The sequence below is a fragment of the Variovorax sp. 05T418 genome, assembly GCF_056396385.1.
This window is the reverse complement of the sequence record NZ_JBFTLJ010000006.1, coordinates 211,114-229,184: the sequence shown is the minus strand read 5'-3', so window position 1 is coordinate 229,184 and position 18,071 is coordinate 211,114. Positions and strand designations below refer to the sequence as shown.

The 18,071-nt window shown below is 67.8% G+C and carries 20 protein-coding genes and 1 tRNA gene; 12 read left to right on the top strand and 9 right to left on the bottom strand.

The features are described from left to right. The first annotated feature begins 169 nt into the window (after positions 1 to 169). From AC1DMS_RS14855 to AC1DMS_RS14845, 3 genes are all read left to right on the top strand, one after another. Positions 170 to 1,510, top strand: a complete 1,341-nt coding sequence (locus AC1DMS_RS14855; RefSeq protein ID WP_436036637.1) for an MFS transporter — start codon at positions 170 to 172, stop codon at positions 1,508 to 1,510. 82 nt (positions 1,511 to 1,592) lie between these two features. After that, positions 1,593 to 2,279: an HAD family hydrolase gene (locus AC1DMS_RS14850; protein ID WP_027729935.1), complete on the top strand. Its 687-nt coding sequence runs from the start codon at positions 1,593 to 1,595 to the stop codon at positions 2,277 to 2,279. Then, positions 2,276 to 2,611 carry a hypothetical protein gene (locus AC1DMS_RS14845; protein ID WP_015866819.1) on the top strand — a complete coding sequence of 112 codons (336 nt, stop codon included), beginning with the start codon at positions 2,276 to 2,278 and terminating at the stop codon, positions 2,609 to 2,611. Before AC1DMS_RS14850 ends, AC1DMS_RS14845 begins: the two co-directional genes overlap by 4 nt. On the opposite strand, the gene AC1DMS_RS14840 is transcribed toward AC1DMS_RS14845, so the two are convergent. The 5 genes from AC1DMS_RS14840 to AC1DMS_RS14820 all read right to left on the bottom strand — a co-directional run bounded on the left by AC1DMS_RS14840 (position 2,554) and on the right by AC1DMS_RS14820 (position 6,664). Then, positions 2,554 to 3,558 (bottom strand): isopenicillin N synthase family dioxygenase, encoded by a 1,005-nt coding sequence (locus AC1DMS_RS14840; RefSeq protein WP_478181303.1) that lies wholly within the window; start codon positions 3,556 to 3,558, stop codon positions 2,554 to 2,556. The two genes, AC1DMS_RS14845 and AC1DMS_RS14840, sit on opposite strands and share 58 nt — an antisense overlap. Before the next feature lie 16 nt (positions 3,559 to 3,574). After that, the gene (locus AC1DMS_RS14835) at positions 3,575 to 4,318 is read right to left on the bottom strand and encodes an amino acid ABC transporter ATP-binding protein (protein WP_478181302.1); all 744 of its coding nucleotides are present in this window, start codon (positions 4,316 to 4,318) and stop codon (positions 3,575 to 3,577) included. After that, the gene (locus AC1DMS_RS14830; protein ID WP_478181301.1) at positions 4,315 to 5,037 is read right to left on the bottom strand and encodes an amino acid ABC transporter permease; all 723 of its coding nucleotides are present in this window, start codon (positions 5,035 to 5,037) and stop codon (positions 4,315 to 4,317) included. The genes AC1DMS_RS14835 and AC1DMS_RS14830 overlap by 4 nt, the downstream gene beginning before the upstream one ends. Before the next feature lie 13 nt (positions 5,038 to 5,050). Then, positions 5,051 to 5,746 (bottom strand): amino acid ABC transporter permease, encoded by a 696-nt coding sequence (locus AC1DMS_RS14825; protein ID WP_062365775.1) that lies wholly within the window; start codon positions 5,744 to 5,746, stop codon positions 5,051 to 5,053. A gap of 90 nt (positions 5,747 to 5,836) precedes the next feature. Then, the gene (locus tag AC1DMS_RS14820; RefSeq protein ID WP_015866814.1) at positions 5,837 to 6,664 is read right to left on the bottom strand and encodes an ABC transporter substrate-binding protein; all 828 of its coding nucleotides are present in this window, start codon (positions 6,662 to 6,664) and stop codon (positions 5,837 to 5,839) included. A gap of 191 nt (positions 6,665 to 6,855) precedes the next feature. On the opposite strand from AC1DMS_RS14820, the gene fabV reads away from it, so the two are divergent. Genes fabV through AC1DMS_RS14805 form a run of 3 tightly spaced genes read left to right on the top strand, consistent with a single transcriptional unit; the run spans position 6,856 to position 9,751 of the window. Next, positions 6,856 to 8,052 (top strand): enoyl-ACP reductase FabV, encoded by a 1,197-nt coding sequence (gene fabV / locus AC1DMS_RS14815; protein ID WP_478181300.1) that lies wholly within the window; start codon positions 6,856 to 6,858, stop codon positions 8,050 to 8,052. Positions 8,053 to 8,078: 26 nt separating this feature from the next. Next, positions 8,079 to 8,498: a group II truncated hemoglobin gene (locus AC1DMS_RS14810; RefSeq protein WP_015866812.1), complete on the top strand. Its 420-nt coding sequence runs from the start codon at positions 8,079 to 8,081 to the stop codon at positions 8,496 to 8,498. Between the two features lie 29 nt (positions 8,499 to 8,527). Next, the gene (locus tag AC1DMS_RS14805) at positions 8,528 to 9,751 is read left to right on the top strand and encodes an NAD(P)/FAD-dependent oxidoreductase (protein ID WP_478181299.1); all 1,224 of its coding nucleotides are present in this window, start codon (positions 8,528 to 8,530) and stop codon (positions 9,749 to 9,751) included. Positions 9,752 to 9,764: 13 nt separating this feature from the next. Here AC1DMS_RS14805 and AC1DMS_RS14800 read toward each other — a convergent pair whose 3' ends face one another. After that, positions 9,765 to 10,421, bottom strand: a complete 657-nt coding sequence (locus AC1DMS_RS14800; protein WP_478181298.1) for a Smr/MutS family protein — start codon at positions 10,419 to 10,421, stop codon at positions 9,765 to 9,767. Then, positions 10,421 to 11,098 carry a RadC family protein gene (radC, locus tag AC1DMS_RS14795; protein ID WP_015866809.1) on the bottom strand — a complete coding sequence of 226 codons (678 nt, stop codon included), beginning with the start codon at positions 11,096 to 11,098 and terminating at the stop codon, positions 10,421 to 10,423. Before radC ends, AC1DMS_RS14800 begins: the two co-directional genes overlap by 1 nt. 109 nt (positions 11,099 to 11,207) lie before the next feature. Between radC and AC1DMS_RS14790 the strand changes: the two genes are divergently transcribed. Genes AC1DMS_RS14790 through AC1DMS_RS14780 form a run of 3 tightly spaced genes read left to right on the top strand, consistent with a single transcriptional unit; the run spans position 11,208 to position 13,613 of the window. After that, on the top strand, positions 11,208 to 11,651 hold the full coding sequence (locus AC1DMS_RS14790; RefSeq protein WP_015866808.1) for an FKBP-type peptidyl-prolyl cis-trans isomerase: 444 nt from the start codon (positions 11,208 to 11,210) through the stop codon (positions 11,649 to 11,651). Between the two features lie 34 nt (positions 11,652 to 11,685). Further along, on the top strand, positions 11,686 to 12,654 hold the full coding sequence (gene ispH, locus AC1DMS_RS14785; protein WP_015866807.1) for a 4-hydroxy-3-methylbut-2-enyl diphosphate reductase: 969 nt from the start codon (positions 11,686 to 11,688) through the stop codon (positions 12,652 to 12,654). Continuing rightward, positions 12,651 to 13,613 (top strand): threonine/serine dehydratase, encoded by a 963-nt coding sequence (locus tag AC1DMS_RS14780; protein WP_478181297.1) that lies wholly within the window; start codon positions 12,651 to 12,653, stop codon positions 13,611 to 13,613. The genes ispH and AC1DMS_RS14780 overlap by 4 nt, the downstream gene beginning before the upstream one ends. Positions 13,614 to 13,623: 10 nt before the next feature. On the opposite strand, the gene AC1DMS_RS14775 is transcribed toward AC1DMS_RS14780, so the two are convergent. Continuing rightward, positions 13,624 to 14,025: a VOC family protein gene (locus AC1DMS_RS14775; protein WP_145745552.1), complete on the bottom strand. Its 402-nt coding sequence runs from the start codon at positions 14,023 to 14,025 to the stop codon at positions 13,624 to 13,626. 61 nt (positions 14,026 to 14,086) lie between these two features. Between AC1DMS_RS14775 and serS the strand changes: the two genes are divergently transcribed. The 3 genes from serS (at position 14,087) to shkS (ending at position 17,219) form a co-directional block, all read left to right on the top strand. Next, entirely contained in the window at positions 14,087 to 15,418 is a 1,332-nt protein-coding gene (serS, locus tag AC1DMS_RS14770; RefSeq protein ID WP_478181296.1) for a serine--tRNA ligase, read from the top strand. 59 nt (positions 15,419 to 15,477) lie between these two features. After that, positions 15,478 to 15,567, top strand: a tRNA-Ser gene (locus AC1DMS_RS14765). A 236-nt stretch (positions 15,568 to 15,803) separates the two neighbouring features. Continuing rightward, positions 15,804 to 17,219 (top strand): surface-behavior sensor histidine kinase ShkS, encoded by a 1,416-nt coding sequence (gene shkS, locus AC1DMS_RS14760; protein WP_015866803.1) that lies wholly within the window; start codon positions 15,804 to 15,806, stop codon positions 17,217 to 17,219. A 238-nt stretch (positions 17,220 to 17,457) separates the two neighbouring features. Here the strand turns inward: shkS and AC1DMS_RS14755 are convergent, their stop codons facing one another. Beyond that, positions 17,458 to 18,060 (bottom strand): response regulator transcription factor, encoded by a 603-nt coding sequence (locus tag AC1DMS_RS14755; RefSeq protein ID WP_015866802.1) that lies wholly within the window; start codon positions 18,058 to 18,060, stop codon positions 17,458 to 17,460. Positions 18,061 to 18,071: the final 11 nt, after the last annotated feature.

The window sequence follows — 18,071 nt, the reverse complement described above, 5'->3', positions numbered from 1 at the left end:
AGAAAGAAGTGCGTGGGCTGCGCAAAGACTCCACAATCTACGACCAAAGGCCTTCGCCGCCTATTGGACGTTTTGTCCTATGGCGGGAATCCTCATTCGGTGAGACGCTTGGAACCTGTTCAATGGTCTACCTCTGTCACTGCCGGTGACACCCGAATTAAAAAACGCAATGACGACGACGTCCAGCATCAGTCCGCAAGGCGCACAGCCTGTGCCGAACACGTCCGAAACCGCCGCCCGGCAGGGCGACGAACATTCACACATCGCACCCGGCGAGATCGCCGTGGGCGTGATCATCGGCCGCGCGTCGGAATATTTCGATTTCTTCGTCTACGGCATTGCCTCGGTGCTGGTGTTCCCGGCGGTGTTCTTTCCGTTCGAGGCGCGCCTGGAGGGAACCCTCTACGCCTTCGTGGTTTTTTCGTTCGCATTCCTCGCACGGCCGTTCGGAACCGTCATTTCGATGGCCATCCAGCGGCGCTTCGGGCGGGAAGCCAAGCTGACCATTGCGCTGTTCGTGCTGGGCACCTCCACCGCCGGCATTGCCTTTTTGCCGGGCTACGCGAGCCTCGGCTTCACGTCGATCGTGCTGCTGTCGGTGTTCCGCTTCGCCCAGGGACTGGCGCTCGGCGGCTCGTGGGACGGCCTGCCGTCGCTGCTGGCGCTCAATGCGCCCGAAAACCGCCGCGGCTGGTACGCCATGCTGGGCCAGCTGGGTGCGCCGCTCGGCTTTTTCGTGGCCAGCGCGCTGTTCGCCTACCTCTACGCCAACCTGCCGCTCAAGGACTTCCTCGACTGGGGCTGGCGCTACACCTTCTACGTGGCCTTCGCGATCAACGTGGTGGCGCTGTTCGCGCGCCTGCGGCTGGTGGCCACCGAAGAGTATTCCCGCCTGCTCGAGGAGCGCGAGCTGCAGCCCACCAGCGTGGTCGAGCTGGCCCGCTCGCAGGGTGCCAACCTGCTGATCGGCGCGTTCGCGGCGCTGGCCAGCTATGCGCTGTTCCACCTGATCACGGTCTTCCCGCTGTCGTGGATCACGCTGTACTCCGACCAGTCGATCACCGAGTTCCTGGTGGTGCAGATGATCGGCGCGGTGTTCTGCGCCGGCGGCATCGTGGCCTCGGGCGTGGTTGCCGACCGCGTGGGACGGCGTTTCACGCTGGGCGGCCTGGCCGCGATGATCGCGGTGTTCAGCGGCTTTGCGCCCACGCTGCTCGACGGCGGCCGCCTCGGGCAGGACATCTTCATCCTGCTGGGCTTCGTGCTGCTGGGCCTGTCGTACGGCCAGGCGGCCGGCGCCGTGACCTCGAACTTCGAACCCAAGTACCGCTACACCGGCGCGGCCCTCACGGCTGACCTGGCCTGGCTCATCGGTGCCGCCTTCGCGCCGCTGGTGGCGCTGGGGCTGTCGGCGAATTTCGGGCTGGCCTATGTGAGCGTGTACCTGCTGTCGGGCGCGGTCGGCACGCTGGCGGCGCTGGGGCTCAACCGGGCGCTGGTGCGCGACTGAAGAGGCGGATCGCAGCCGTTCATTCAAAAAAGGGGCCGTCGGCCCCTTTTTGCTTTCCGCCGCGCGGGCTTAGGATCACCCCATGTTCACCGCCGCCATCTTCGACATGGACGGGCTGCTCATCGATTCGGAGCGGCCCATCATGGCCGCCTGGATCGAAGCGGCCCGCACGCTCGACATCGAGCTTTCGCACGCCCAATACCTGCAATGCGTGGGGCTGGCCATGGCCGAGTCGAAGCAGATCCTTGCGGCGCTGCTCGGCGGCGCGGCCGCCTACCAGCACGCGGCCGCGCAAGTGACCGCCGCGCTGCAGCTGGAGCGCGCCGACGGCGACGCCCGGCCGCTCTTTCCCATCAAGCCCGGTGCGGCCGAGCTGCTCACGGCCCTGCGCGGACGCGGCATACGCTGCGCGGTCGCCTCCTCGTCCGGGCGCGGCCAGATCGCGGCCTGCCTCGGCAGCCTCGACGTGCTCCATCACTTCGAGGCCTTCGCGGGCGGCGACGAGGTGGCGCGCGCCAAGCCCGATCCGGCGCTCTACCTGCTCGCGGCCGAGCGCCTGGGCGTCGATCCCGCGGAATGCGTGGCCTTCGAGGACAGCGAGAACGGCGCCAAGGCCGCGCTGGCGGCGGGTCTTCGGGTCGTGATCGTGCCGGACCTCAAGCACCCGCCTGCTGCGATTATCGAGCGGGCGTTCCATGTGCTCGACTCCCTGCATGAGGCCGTGGCACACGTGCCGCGATGGTTTCCCGGCCAGGTGATGCGCACATGATCAAGATCGGGACCCTCTGCCACGTGCTCGACAGCTGCCTCGCGTCGCCGATGACCGAGCGCGCGGTGGGGCGCATCGTGGAGGTGGTCTCGGCGCCCTACGAGGCGCCCAGCGAGCGCTACCTGCCCGGCACCTACTACGACGTGCTGTTCGAGGGCTGGACCTTCTACTGCCGCAGCGACAAGCTCGTGCCCATCTCCGATCCCGATGCGGATGTCGGCCACTGGGAGGACGAATTCATCGGCGTTCCCGCCGGCCCTCCGTCGAAAGCGCCTCAGAGCACTTCGTCGCGCAGCTGTGGAAACACCTTCGACACCTTGGCGAGCAGGTAGTCGCCGTAGCGGCCGCTGAAGGCGTGCACGTTGGCGCGGTCCCAGCGCTCGGCGCTGTCGTCGCGCGCCTCGGCACCCGCGAGCCCTTCGATGCGCTGCACGCGCGCCTCGAAGTTCGGATCGAAGAACAGCGGAAACGAGAGCCGGTCCCGGCCCGAGGTGTTGCGCTTCACGCGGTGCGGCGTCGACTTGTAGAGCCCGCCGGTCATGCGGTCGAGCATGTCGCCGATATTGCAGACGAAGGCGCCCGGAACCGGCGGCGCATCGATCCAGCCGCCGGGCGTGTGCACCGCGAGGCCGCCCACGTCGTCCTGGTGCAGGATGGTGAGCAGGCCGTAGTCGGTGTGCTCGCCCACGCCCCATTGCACGTCCAGGCCCTCGGGCACGGGCTGCGAGGGGTAGTTGAACAGGCGGAACAGGATCAGCGGGTCAGCGGTGTAACGCTCGGCGAAATACGCGGCCGGCAGGCCGAGGCTCAGCGCGATGCCCTCCATCAGCCGGTGGCCCAGCTGCGTGACGGCCGCCATGTAGGCGAGGATGGTTTCGCGAAAACCCGGCACGTCGGGAAACAGGTTGGGCCCGTGCACCGGCGTCTTCGCCTGCACCAGCGGATGCGAGGCGGGCAGCTCGGTGCCGAGGTAGAGGCCTTCCTTCCAGTCGGGCCGGCCCGAGGTCAGCTCGCCGCCGAGCGGAAAGTAGCCGCGCCAGGCGCGCCCACCCAGCGCCATGCGCCACTGCATCTTGGTTTCTTCGGGCAGCTCGAAGAAGCGGTGGCTCAGCTCTTCGAGGCGCCGCACCAGCGCCGCGTCGACGCCGTGGCCCGTGGCATAGAAGAAGCCGTGCGCGCGGCAGGCGGCGCCGATCTGCGCGGCCACGCCTGTGCGCTCGGGCGCGCCGGCCACGAGCGGTGCGACGTCGATCACGGGAAGCGTCTGTGTGTCGGTCATGGGCGTGGAGAGCATCTCATGCGTCGCGCGCGAAGGGCGAGCGGATGTCCGAAAGAAACTGCTGCGCGCGGGGATGCTGCGGCCGGTTGAAGAAGTCGTCGGGCGTCGCGCGTTCGAGCACCTTGCCCTCGTCCATGAAGAGCACGCGGTCGGCCACCTCGCGCGCAAAGCCCATCTCGTGCGTCACGCAGACCATGGTCATGCCGTCGCGCGTGAGATCTCGCATCACGAGCAGCACCTCGCCCACCATCTCGGGGTCGAGCGCGCTGGTGGGTTCATCGAACAGCATCAGCGGCGGCTGCATGGCCAGGGCGCGCGCGATCGCCACGCGCTGCTGCTGGCCGCCCGAGAGTTCGCTCGGCCACGCGTTCGCCTTGCCGGCCAGGCCCACGCGCTGCAGCAGGGCCATGGCGCGCTCGTCGGCCTCCTTGCGCGAGAGGCCGCGCAGCTGCATTGGCGCCATCGTGCAGTTTTGCAGCACCGTGAGGTGCGGAAACAGGTTGAACTGCTGGAACACGAAGCCGATGCGCGAGCGGAACGCATTCACGTCGGTGCCCGGCGCATGGATGTCCTTGCCGTCGATGAGGATGCGGCCCGACTGGATCGGCTCCAGCCGGTTGAAGGTGCGGATCAGCGTCGACTTGCCCGAGCCCGAAGGCCCGCAGACGACCACCACTTCGCCCTTGCGGATGGTCTCGTCGATGTCGACCAGGGCGTGGTAGCTGCCGTACCACTTGTTGACGTTCTGGAGTTCGATCATGCGGATACCTTGGGAGCCGAGACGGCGCTGGCGGTGGACATGCCGCGCCGCGCGAGCCGGCCTTCGAGCCAGTAGGCGAAGCGTGACAGGCCGAAGCACAGGATGAAATAGGTCAGGCCCAGGATCAGGTAGATCTGCGCGGGCTTGGTGAACACCTGCGTGTTGATCTGCGTCGCAATGAACGACACCTCGGCCAGCCCGATGATGTAGCCGAGCGAGGTCTCCTTGATGGTCGAGACGAACTGGTTCACCAGCGAGGGCAGCATGCTGCGCAACGCCTGCGGCAGCACCACCAGGCGCATCGCGCGGCCGTAGTCCAGGCCCAGCGCGCGGGCGGTTTCCATCTGGCCGCGCGGCAGGCCCTGGATGCCGGCGCGCACGATCTCGGCCAGGTAGGCCGCATCGAACACCACCAGCGCGATCAGCATGGTGGTGAACTGGTCGGTCTTCACGCCCGTGACGCTCGGCAGGAAGAAGTAGGCCCAGAAGATCACCATCAGCAAGGGAAGGCCGCGCACCACGAAGACGAAGCCCGTCACCGGCCAGCGCAGCCAGCGCCACGGGCTCACGCGCGCCAGGCCGAGCACGATGCCCAATGGCAGCGCGAGCACCAGGCCGCAGGAGGCGAGCAGCAGCGTGAGCACCAGTCCGCCGAGCGGCCCGTTCGGGTACTGCCCGATGAGGAAGTAGACCCAGTAGTCGTGGATGATCTCTAACATCTCGTCGACAGCCCTAGATGGTCCGCACCGGGAACCGGTGGTGGTACCAGGTCGCCAGGCCGGTGATGGCCAGCGACACCGTCAGGTACGCCGCGCTCGCGAACGCGAACGACTCGAAGCTGCGGAAGCTCGCGCTCTCGACCTGCCCGGCCTGGTACATCAGCTCGGCCACGCCGATCACGGTGGCGATCGAGGTGTTCTTCCACAGGCTCAGCGTCTGCGAGATCAGCGGCGGCACCGTCACGCGCAGCGCCTGCGGCAGCACCACGCGGCGCATGGCGCCCAGGAAGCTGAAGCCCAGCGCGCGGCCGGCCTCGAACTGCACCGTGGGAATCGCGCGGATGCCGCTGCGGATGTCTTCCGCCATGAAGGCGGCCGTGTAGAGCGACAGCGCGATGATGGCGCTGTAGGCTTCGATGTGGCCCGCATAGAGCCACTGCTTGATGCCCTCGGGCAGCAGCTCGGGCGCGCCGAAGTACCAGAACAGCATGTGCGCGAGCAGCGGGATGTTGCGGATGGTCTCCACGTACGCAAAGCCGAGCCAGCGCAGCGGCGCGAGCGGCGAAAGGCGCAAGAGCGCCACCACCAGTGCGATCGGCAGCGCCAGCACGAGCGAGGCCGCGAGCAGCTGCAGCGACAGCCACAGGCCCGCGACCAGCATGTCGTGGTACTTGCCGGTCAAGAGCAGCGAATAGTCGAACAGGGGCATGGGGGGCGACAGTATCACCGCCGAGGACTGTTCAGAGGCCGCAAGCCCCCATCCCGGCCTTCCCCCGGAAGGGGAAGGAGAAATACCATGTCAGTCGATCTTGTCGCTCTCGAGCTTGAAGTCGCGCGTCTGGAAGCCCGAGGCGGTATTCGGCCCATACCACTTGACGAAGATCTTCTGCGCTTCGCCCGACTTCTCGAGCTCGCGCAGCGTGTCGTCCACCACGGCCTTGAGCGCGCTTTCGCCCTTCTTGATGCCGATGGCCAGTGCCTCGGTGCTCAGGTTCTGCTTGAGCACCACGTACTGGGCCTTCTGCGGGCCGAGCTTGGCGTAGCTGCGCAGCAGCGCGGCCTCGTCGTCGACGTAGCCCACGCCCTTGCCCTGCTGCAGCGCCTGGAAGGCCTGCTGGCTGGTGTCGAAGGTCACGACCTCGGCGGTGGGCACGGCCTTGCGGATGTTGGGCTCCTGCGTGCCGCCGCGGATGGTCAGCACCTTCTTGCCGGCGAGCTGCGGCACCTCGGTGATGCCGCTGTCCTTCTTCACGATGGCCTTCTGGCCGGTGACGAAGGTGGTCAGCGAGAAGTCGATCTGCGCCTCGCGCTCCTTGTTGTGCGTGAGGCCGGCCGCCACCAGGTCGACGTGGCCCTGCTGCAGTTCGGGAATGCGCGCGGCCACGGCAATCTGCTTGAGCACCGGCTTCACGCCGATCTTCTTGGCAATGGCGTTCACCAGGTCGACCTCGTAGCCGACGATCTGGCGCGTCTTCGGGTCGATGAAGGTGGCGGGTTCGTCGGTGCCGAGCACGCCGACCACGAGCTCGCCCTTCTTCTTGATGTCGGCGAGCTGGTCGGCATGGGCGGCGATGCCCGTCAGCAGGGTGGAGGCGGCGAGGGCCGCGGCGAGCAGGGTGTGGCGCATGGTTGTTCTCACTCCGGATGAAAAGACGAAGGGCTGGACCCTATCAACAAAACCCGCGATTATTAAATCCTCAATCGACATATGCATATGGCCTTGCCGGATCGGCCCTGGCACGGCCTGGGTTAAATTCGCGGCGCAAAAACCCGCGCCCCCGGCCCCCGCGGCATCCATCTTCAGCGAGCGAGCTCTTCATGATCATCAAACCGCGCGTGCGTGGCTTCATCTGCGTCACGACCCATCCTGCGGGCTGCGAGGCCAACGTCAGGCAGCAGATCGGCTATGTCAAGGCGAAGGGGCCGATTGCGGGCGGGCCGAAGCGGGTGCTGGTCATCGGCGCATCGACCGGCTACGGCCTGGCCGCGCGCATCACCGCGGCCTTCGGCTGCGGCGCCGGCACGCTGGGCGTCTTCTTCGAGCGGCCCGGCAGCGAGAGCAAGCCCGGCTCGCCCGGCTGGTACAACACGGCCGCCTTCCACCGCGCCGCCGCGCAAGAGGGCCTCTACGCCAAGAGCATCAACGGCGACGGTTTTTCCGACGACGTGAAGCAGAAAACCATCGACGCCGTTCGCGAGGATCTCGGCCAGGTCGACCTCGTCGTCTACAGCCTGGCCGCGCCGCGGCGCACCCATCCGAAGACCGGCGAAGTCTTCAATTCGACGCTCAAGCCCATCGGCAAGGCCGTGAGCCTGCGCGGCCTCGACACCGACAACGAGGTCGTCAAGGACACCGTGCTCGAGCCCGCCACGCAGAAAGAGATCGACGACACCGTGGCCGTGATGGGCGGCGAAGACTGGCAGATGTGGATCGACGCGCTGCAGGCCGCGGGCGTGCTGGCCGATGGCGCGAAGACCACCGCCTTCACCTACCTGGGCGAGCGCATCACGCACGACATCTACTGGAACGGCTCCATCGGCGCCGCCAAGAAGGACCTCGACCAGAAGGTGCTCGGCATCCGCGCCGGGCTGGCTGCCAAGGGCGGCGATGCGCGCGTCTCGGTGCTGAAGGCGGTCGTCACGCAGGCGAGCTCGGCGATTCCGGTGATGCCGCTGTACCTGTCGCTGCTGTTCAAGGTGATGAAGGCCGAGGGAACGCACGAGGGCTGCATCGAGCAGGTGTACGGGCTTTTTGCCGACAGCCTCTGCGGCAGCGCGCCGCACCTCGACGAGGAGGGCCGGCTGCGCGCGGACTACAAGGAACTGTCCCCGCAAGTGCAGGCGCGCGTGACGGCGCTCTGGCCGCAGGTCACGAGCCAGAACGTCCGTGAACTCACCGATCTCGCCGGCTACAAGGCCGAGTTCCTGCGCCTTTTCGGCTTCGGCATCGAAGGCGTGGACTACGAGGCCGACGTGAATCCCGACGTGGGAATTCCGAACCTCGTCCAGGCCTGACAGGCGCACAGAGGGATACTCCCGCCATGCAGATTCACGAAAAGCCTCCCGCCGATACCCCCTTCGAATGGATCGGGGGCGAACCCCGGGTGCAGGCGCTGGTCGACCGCTTCTACGACCTGATGGAGCTCGAACCGGCCTATGCGCAGCTGCGCGCGGTCCACGGCACGAGCCTCGACAACGCACGCCAGCGCCTCTTCTGGTTCCTGTGCGGCTGGCTCGGCGGTCCGCAGCACTACACCGACCGTTTCGGCCATCCGATGCTGCGCGCGCGGCATCTGCCGCAAAGCATCGGCGGCCACAGCATCGGCATCAAGGAGCGCGACCAGTGGCTGGCCTGCATGGACCAGGCCATGGGCGAGACCGGCGTGCCCGAGGGGTTGCGCGCGCGCCTGCGCGATTCGTTTTTCCAGACGGCCGACTGGATGCGCAACCGCGGCGAATAAATAAAACAGGCAACGAAAGATCCTCTTCCATGAATTCCATCGTCATCATCGGCGGCGGCCACGCCGCGGCCCAGCTTTGCGCGGGGCTGGCTGAAGCCGGGCAGGGCGCGCGCGTGCACCTGGTCTGCGAGGAGGCTTGCGAGCCGTACCACCGGCCGCCGCTGTCGAAGGCCTTTCTCAAGAGCGCCGAGGAAACCACGCAGCCGCACAAGGCCGCCGACTGGTACCGCGAAGCGGGCATCACGCTGCATCTGGGCGATGCGGCCGTGGCTATCGACCGCGAGGCGCACACCGTCACCTTGCGCTCGGGCGCGGTCCTGCCGTGGGAGCGGCTGGTGCTGGCCACCGGCACGCGTGCGCGGCAGATGCCCGACCTGCAGCCCGGCCTCGAGAACGTGGCCAGCCTGCGCGCGGCCGACGAGGCGCATCGCCTGCGCTCTCGGCTGGCTGCCGCGCAGCAGGTCACGGTGCTGGGCGGCGGCTTCATCGGGCTCGAAGTGGCGGCCACGGCCAAGGCGCTCGGCAAGAGCGTGCAGGTGATCGAGAGCGCGCCGCGGCTGCTGGGCCGCGCCGTGTCTCCCGAGCTGTCGGCGCACGTGCTCGCCACGCATCGCGCAGCGGGCATCGACATCGTGCTCGGTGCGCGCACCGGCGCGTTCGAGGTCGAGGGCGAGCGGCTGCTGTCGATCCAGGTCAACGGCGTGAAGCAGCCGGTGGACCTGCTGCTGCTGGGCATCGGCGCGGTGCCCGAGACGGCGCTGGCGCAGGCCGCAGGCATCGAGTGCGCCGACGGCATCGTGGTCGACGGCCACATGCAGACCAGCGCGCCCGACGTGCTCGCCGTGGGCGATTGCACGCGCTTTCCCGACCGCCGCGCGGGCCGCGCGCTGCGGCTCGAATCGGTGCAGAACGCGAACGACCAGGCGCGCACCGCCGTGGCCACGCTGACCGGCGCGCCGCGTCCGCACGACGCGGTGCCATGGTTCTGGTCCGACCAGGGCAGCATGCGCCTGCAGATGGTCGGCCTGATGCCGGCCGAGGGCACGCCGGGCCTGTCCAGCGTGCGCCGCGCCGGCCCCAAGCCCGAGGCGTTCTCGCTGTTCCACTATGTCGACGGGCAGCTCGCGTGCGTCGAGTCGGTCAATGCGCCGGTCGATCACATGATGAGCCGCAAGCTGCTCGAAGCGGGCCGCAGCCCCGATGCGGCGGCGGTGGCGGATGCCTCGATACCGCTGAAGAACCACCTGGCCTGACGGCCTGCCGCAGTCAGCGCCGCGCAGGGGCCAGCAGCACCACGAGCGCGCCGGCCCCGCCCTCGGCCGGCTTGGCCTGCACGAAGGCGATCACCTCGTTCTTCTGGATCAGCCAGCGCTGCGTCTTGGTCTTGAGCACCGGCTGCTTGCCGGGCGAGCCCAGGCCCTTGCCGTGCACCACGCGCACGCAGCGCAGCCCCTGCTTGTAGGCATTGCGGATGAAGCCGCCGAGCGCCTCGCGCGCCTCGTCGCTGCGCAGGCCGTGCAGGTCGACCTGCGCCTGGATGCTCCAGTCGCCCTTGCGCAGCCGCGCGGTCACGTCGGTGCCGATGCCGGGGCGGCGAAAGCTCATGGCGTCGTCGACGTCGAGCAGGGTGGTCACGTCGAACTCGTCGGACAGGGACTCGCGCAGCACGCGCTGCTCGTCGAGCTGGTGCTGCACCGGGATGGGCGCCGGCGGCTCGGGCGCGAGCGGCACCACGGCCTTGCGGCGCAGCGGCTCGGTGGCGCCGATGGCGCGCGCGAACAGGTCTTTCTCGGCCATGCGCTTGCGCTCGGCCGCGGCCGTGGCGGCGGCCGCTGCCGCTTCGCGCTCGCGGGTCTCGGCCAGCGTGCGCTGCACCTGCTTCAGGTCGGCCAGGTTCTTGATGGGCGGCGTGCGGGAAGCCATCAGAGCAGCCCTTTCTCGGCCATCGAATAGCTCTGGCCGGCACTGACGATCACATGGTCGAGCACGCGCACGTCGATCAGCGAGAGCGCGGCCCTGAGCGTCTGCGTGAGCGACTCGTCGGCCCGCGAGGGCTCGATGCTGCCGCTCGGATGGTTGTGCGACAGCACCACGGCCGCGGCCTGGTGGTGCAGCGCACGCGTGACCACTTCGCGCGGGTAGACGCTGGTCTGGGTGAGCGTTCCGCGAAACAGCTCCTCCAGCACGATCAGCCGGTGCTGCGCATCGAGAAACAGCACCGCGAACACCTCGTAGGGGCGCGATCCGATGTGCAGCTGCAGGTACTGCTTGACGGTGCCGGGCGAGTCGAACACCGTGCGCTCCTTCAGGCGCTCGGCCATGGCGCGGCGCGCCAGTTCGAGCACGGCGATGAGCTCGGCGCGCTTGGCGTCGCCGCCCATGCCCTTGATCACCTTCAGGTCCTCGGCGCTCGTCTGCAGCAGGCCCGAAAGGCCGCCGAAGTGGTCGAGCAGCTCCTGCGCGAGCTGGAGCACGTTTTTTCCCGCCACGCCGGTGCGCAGCAGCAACGCCAGCAGCTCGGCGTCGGCCAGCGCGGCGGCGCCCCGCGCGATGAGCTTTTCGCGCGGGCGGGCGTGGGCGGGGAGATCCTTGAATGCCATCGAAAACCTGGGTGAAACCTTGAAAGAGCGGGTGGAAGCCCCCGTTCCTTAAAATGCAGTCCAGTTTATCGGGACACCCACCTTGTCTTTGCCTACCTCCGCTGCACCCATGTCCCACGTTGTGACTTCCGGCTCGTTCCTGACCCTGCATTACCGGCTGGCCGGTCCGGCGGGCGACATCATCAACACCTTCGCCGACAAGCCCGCGACCCTGTCGCTGGGCACCGGCGAGCTCTCGCCCGCCATGGAGCAGCGGCTCATGGGCCTGGAAGAGGGCACCCACGCCACCTTCGAACTGCCCGCGGGCGAGGCCTTCGGCGAGCGCAATCCCGAGATGCAGCAATGGGTGGCCAGGAAGCTGCTCGCGCAGATGGGCGACCCCGACGAGCAATACGCGGTCGGCGACGTGGTGCAGTTCCCCACGCCCGACGGCGCGGGCAGCTACGCGGGCGCGGTGGTCGAATCGAACGAAACCGCGGTGCGCTTCGACTTCAACCATCCGCTGGCCGGGCAGCCCGTGACCTTCGAGGTCCGGCTGATCGGTGTCCTATGAGCGGCCCGGCTGCAAGAACCGCAGGATCCCTGGCATGAACCCGAACATCGAGGAAGTGATCCTTGCCGAGCCGCGCGGCTTCTGCGCGGGTGTGGACCGCGCCATCGAGATCGTCGAGCGCGCCATTGCCAAGTTCGGCGCGCCGATCTACGTGCGCCACGAGATCGTGCACAACACCTACGTGGTCAACGAGCTCAAGGCCAAGGGCGCGATCTTCATCGAGGACCTGGCCGACGTGCCGCCCGGCGCCACGCTGGTGTTCAGCGCCCATGGCGTGAGCAAGGCGGTGCAGCAGGAGGCGCGCGACCGCGGCTTCGACGTCTTCGATGCCACCTGCCCGCTGGTGACCAAGGTGCACGTCGAGGTCGCCAAGCTCGCCAAGGAGGGCTACGAGTTCATCATGATCGGCCACAAGGGGCACCCCGAGGTCGAAGGCACCATGGGCCAGCTTTCGAGCGGCATCCACCTGGTGGAGGACGTGGAAGACGTGGCAAAGGTGGCGCCCGCGCAGACCGAGAAGCTCGCCGTGGTCACGCAGACCACGCTCAGCGTGGACGACGCAGCCGAGATCGCGGCGGCCGTGCGCACGCGCTTTCCGAAGGTGCGCGAGCCCAAGCAGCAGGACATCTGCTATGCCACGCAGAACCGCCAGGACGCGGTCAAGATCCTGAGCCCGCAGGTCGACCTGGTGATCGTGGTCGGCAGCCCCACCAGCTCCAACAGCAACCGGCTGCGCGAGCTGGCCGAGCGCCTGGGCACCGAAAGCTACATGGTCGATTCGGCCGACGAGCTCAAGCCCGAGTGGTTCGAGGGCAAGGGCCGGGTCGGCCTCACGGCCGGCGCCTCCGCCCCCGAGGTGCTGGTGCGCGAAGTGGTCGAGCGCGTGAGGGCGCTGGGCGCGGTGTCGGTCCGCAAGATGGACGGCATCGAGGAAACCATCAAGTTTCCGCTCCCCAAGGGCCTCAAGCTCGACGACATTCCCCCTCCTGGACACATCTCTTGAACAACGAAAACACCCACTGGCGCTCTGAAACCGAGAGCGCCTCCCGCAGGCTGCGCGAGCGCGCCGGCGGCTTCCTGCGCCAGACCCCGCTCTGGAAGCTGCCGTCCGCGGCCTTCGGCCTCGCGGCGCCGGGCGTGGAGCTGTGGCTCAAGCTCGAGCACATGCAGGTGAGCGGCAGCTTCAAGGCGCGCGGCATGATGAACCGCCTGCTGGCCAACGACATTCCCGAAAGCGGCGTGATTGTGGCCTCGGGCGGCAACGCGGGCATTGCCACCGCGGCGGCAGCCAAGGCGCTGGGCGTGCGCTGCCAGGTGTTTCTGCCGGGCGTCTCGCCCGAAGCCAAGCGCGCCCGCCTGAGGGCGCTCGGCGCCGAGGTGGTGGTGGTCGGCGAGCTCTATCCCGATGCGCTGGCGGCCTGCCTCGCGCGCCAGGAGGAAACCGGCGCCTTGCTCACGCATGCCTACGACCAGCCCGAAGTCGTGGCCGGCGCGGGCACGCTCGGCCAGGAGATCGAGACGCAGGGCGGCCTGCCCGATTCCGTGCTCGTGAGCGTGGGCGGTGGCGGCCTGATCGGCGGCCTTGCCGGCTGGTTCGAAAAGCGCGCCCGCGTGGTGGCGCTCGAGCCCGAAAAGGCGCCCACGCTGTACCGCGCCCGCCAGGCCGGCGAGCCGGTCGATGTCGAGGTGGGCGGCATTGCCGCCGATTCGCTCGGCGCGCGCCGCATCGGCGCCATTTCCTGGGACATCACCCAGCAATACGTGCAGGACGCACTGCTGCTGTCCGACGAATCCATCCGCGCCGCGCAGCAGTGGCTGTGGAAGGAATTGAAGCTCGCCGTGGAGCCGGCCGCCGCGCTGCCGCTGGCGGCGCTGCAGACCGGTGCCTACGTGCCGCGCGAAGGCGAGAAGGTCTGCCTGATCGTCTGCGGGGCGAACGTCGACCCGGCCACCGTGGTCTGAGGCGGCCGCCTTATTTCTCGCAATTGACCATCCACGGCACGCCGAACTTGTCCTTCAGCATGCCGAAGCCCGCGGCCCAGAACTGCGGGCCGAACGGCATCGTGACCTCGCCGCCTTCGGCCAGCGCGTCGAAGAGCTTCTTTCCCTCGTCCACGCTGTTGCCCTGAACCGACAGCGAAAAGCCCTTGTGGCCCTCGAAGGGCATGCCGGGCGGCATGTCGGAGGCCATCAGCTGGTGGCCACGGGCCTCCAGCGTGGCGTGCATGATCTTGTCCTTGTAGGCGGCCGGCGTTTCGGCACCCATCGGGCTTTCGCCGAAGCTCATGCTGAAGACGACCTTGCCGCCCAGCGCCTTCGCGTAGAAGGCCAGCGCCTCGGCCGCGTTGCCGTTGAATGTCAGATAGGCTTGCATCGCTCTTTCCCTTCGGTTGAAGTTGCGGGAGGGCGATGCTACGCCCACCTAAAATCCCCCCATGCTTGACATCACTCTGCTCCGCAAAGACCTGGCCTCCGCTGTGGCCGGCCTCGAAAAACGCAAGAAGAACCAGCCCTACCTCGACGTGTCGGCGTTCACCGCGCTCGAGGCCGAGCGCAAGACGCTGCAAACCCGCACCGAGGAAATCCAGGCCCGGCGCAACGCGCTGAACAAGCAGATCGGCCCGCTCAAGGCCAAAGGCGAGCCGGTCGATGCGCTGATGGCCGAGGTCAATGCGCTCAAGGCCGAGCAGGAATCGCAGTCCGCGCGGCTCGACCAGATCCAGCCCGAACTGCAGGCACTGCTGCTGGCCGTGCCCAACCTGCCGCACGCCAGCGTGCCGGTCGGCGAGGACGAAACCGGCAATGTCGAGATGCGCCGCTGGAGCCCGCAGGGCGGTGCCGGCGCCAATGCCGCGCCGCTGCCCTTCGCGGCCAAGGACCACGTGGACCTGGGCGCGCCCCTGGGGCTCGACTTCGAGATGGGCGCCAAGCTCGCGGGCTCGCGCTTCACCGTCATGAAGGGGCCGATCGCCCGGCTGCACCGCGCGCTCGCGCAGTTCATGCTCGACACCCAGACCGAGAAGCACGGCTATGCCGAGTGCTACGTGCCCTACATCGTCAACGCCGCCACCCTCAGCGGCACCGGCCAGCTGCCCAAGTTCGAAGGCGACCTGTTCGCTGCCAAGAAGGGCGGCCAGGAGGGCGAGCCCGCGCCCGACCATTCGGCGCTCTACCTCATTCCGACCAGCGAAGTGCCGCTCACCAACTTCGTGCGCGACGAGGTGGTGGCCGAGGCCCAATTGCCGATCAAGCTCACGGCCCACACGCCGTGCTTTCGCTCCGAAGCGGGCAGCGCCGGGCGCGACACGCGCGGCATGATCCGCCAGCACCAGTTCGACAAGGTCGAGATGGTGCAGATCGTCCACCCCGAAAAGAGCTACGACGCGCTCGAGCAGATGACCGGCCACGCCGAGGCCGTGCTGCAGGCGCTCGAGCTGCCGTACCGCGTGGTGCTGCTGTGCACCGGCGACATGGGCTTTGGCGCCACCAAGACCTACGACCTCGAGGTGTGGCTGCCGGCGCAGAACACCTACCGCGAGATCAGCTCGGTGTCGAACTGCGAAGCCTTCCAGGCGCGCCGCCTGCAGGCCCGTTTCAAGAACGCGCAGGGCAAGAACGAACTCGTCCACACGCTCAACGGCTCGGGCCTGGCGGTGGGCCGCACATTGGTCGCGGTGCTGGAAAACCACCAGAACGAGGACGGCTCGATCAACGTGCCCGCGGCGCTGCGGCCCTACCTCGGCGGACTGGAACTGTTGCGCAGTTGAACGAACGGGGCTTCAAAAGCCCGGTTTTGGTCTGCTATAATCGCAGGCTCGACAGCACCGGAGAGGTGGCAGAGTGGTCGAATGTACCTGACTCGAAATCAGGCGTACTAGCGATAGTACCGAGGGTTCGAATCCCTCCCTCTCCTCCAAGAATGGCCCCGCAAAGGGGCTATTTTTTTGCCCGTTCCGTGGCCCGGCCATCCGCGCCGGCGAAACCGGAGCCTTTCGTTTCCCATGCCTTCGCGTTTTTCGCGGCCGCTGCTTGAGGCGTCCAGCCAAGCTTCGAAGCAACTGTATCGGGCCGTTAAGATCGCACCTCCCCATGCCCCCCGCATGCCGGGATTTTTTCCTTGTAGTCCCGAATGAACAAGAGGCTCCGCGCCACATGGCCAATCCGTCGATCGCGAGCGTGACACCGGTCCCGGCTTCGGCCGACGAAGCTGAATCCTGGGTACGCGGCGAGCTGATCCGCAGCCTCATGCGCTCCGCGCGCGGGTCCTACATTGTTTCGGCGGCGCTCATGCCGGGGATGGTCGGCCTGAACTGGAGCTATGTGCCCCGATGGGAACTGCTGACCTGGCTTGCCGCGGGCCTCATTGCCACGGCTTGCCGGGCCTGGGGCGCCAGGGTCTATGCCGTGCGCTACGCCGGCCGGAGCGCGGCGGCGCAGCAGCAGTTCACCGAACGCTATGGCTTCATCTGGAGCACCAGCGCGGTGGTCTGGGGCCTGTCGATCCTGCTGTTCTTCGAGCGCACGCCGCAGGTCAACCAGTTCATGAGCTGGCTCATCGTGGCCGGCGTCGGCACCTTTCCGCTCAACGGGCTGGCGCTGCATCCACCGCTGCTCAAGCGCTACGTCAACACGCTGTTCATCACGATGCTGGGGGCGGTTCTGATCCGGCTCGTGAGCATCAACCTCGTGGAGCCGCATTTCCAGTACGGCTTCCTGATGCCGATCCTGCCGATCCTGCACTGGTTCCTGCTGCTGCGCGCGGGGCGCCACATCCACGAGACGGCGCGCAACAGTCTGGAGCTGCTGTTCCACAACCACATCCTGATCAAGTCGCTCACGCAGCAGCGGCAGGCCGCGGTGGCGGCCGTGGCCATGAAGAACCGCTTTCTCGCGAGCGCCGCGCACGACATGCGTCAGCCGGTGCTGGCCTTGTCGCTCTACGCCGACTGGCTGCGCAACGAGCCCGAACTGGTGCTGGAACTCGCGCCCAAGATCGTTCGCGCCACGCACGCGGTGAACGCGCTGTTCGATTCGATGTTCGACCTCGCGCGCATCGATTCGGGCCAGGTGCGCCTGCACATCGAGCGTGTGGACGTGGCCGAACTGCTGCACGACCTGGAGCTGCAATACCGCCCGGTAGCGGAAAGCCGGGGGCTCGATTTCCGCGTGCACGTGACCGAGGGCAGCTTCCTGACCGACCCGATCCGGGTGCGCCGCATGCTCGGCAACTTGCTGGCCAACGCGATCAAGTACACCACCGACGGCGGCGTGCTGCTGGCCTCGCGGCAGACGCGCGACGGCCTGCGCGTGGAGGTGTGGGACACCGGCATCGGCATTGCGCCCGAACACCTGCGCGACGTGTTCCTGGAGTTCTACAAGGTGGCCGACCACGCCGGCACCTCCGACGGCTTCGGCCTGGGCCTGGCCATCGTCGCGCGCCTCTCGCACGTGCTGGGCCATCCCGTCAGCGTGCGCTCCCGCCTCGGCAGCGGCAGCGTGTTCCGCGTCGCCCTGCACGACGCCGACGAAGCCGTGGCCCAAGCCCGCGTCAGCGCCTCCGGCGGCTGAGCCGGCGGCCAATAAAAAACCGCGCATAAGGCGCGGTTCAACCCTTCCAGAAACACCGAGGAACCGGCTTTGCCGGGCCTCCGGTGTTGCCCCCGGTAGGGGGTTGGCGAAGCGACACGAAGTGCGCGAAGCTTGGGGGGGAGCCTAGTGCCACCGTGGAACCGGCTTCGCGGGGCCACTGGTGTTGCCCCCTTGAGGGGGAGGCGGCTACACGAAGTGAGCCGCTTCGGGGGTGGGCTCAGCTTCCGGAAAGCAACCCATTGGTCCGCGCGTAATGCAGCGCCTGCGTGCGGCTCTTCACGCCCAGACGGCGGAACAGGCGCCACAGGTGCACCTTCACGGTGTGCTCGCTGATCTCGAGGTCGGTGGCGATGTCGCGGTTGCTCATGCCCTTGTCGAGCATCGCGATCAGCTGCGTCTGGCGCTTCGACAGCTTGCTGTTGCTGGCCAGCGCCGGCTCGTCCGCCTCTTCCGAGCCCGCCATCAGCAGGCCGCGCAGCGCGGCGGCCAGTTCGGCCGAGCTGGCCGACTTCTCGATGTAGGTGTCGGCGCCGGCTTCGATGCAGGCGTCTTCCATGTCCCCGGCCGGTGCTGCCGAATAGACGGCGATCGGCACGTTGGGATAGACCTGCTTGACAGCGACCACGCCCGAGACGCCATTGGTGTCGGGCAGCTTCAGGTCGAGGCAGAAAAGCGTTGGCTCGCCGCGCTGCTGGACCGCACTCGCGAGCTTGTCGAGGCGCTCGAGCTCGACGATGTTTTCGGCCGGCCGCAGACGCCGCAGCACCATCACGATCGCGTCGCGCATCAGGGGGTGGTCGTCGATGACATAAATGCTCATGTTTTCTTCCT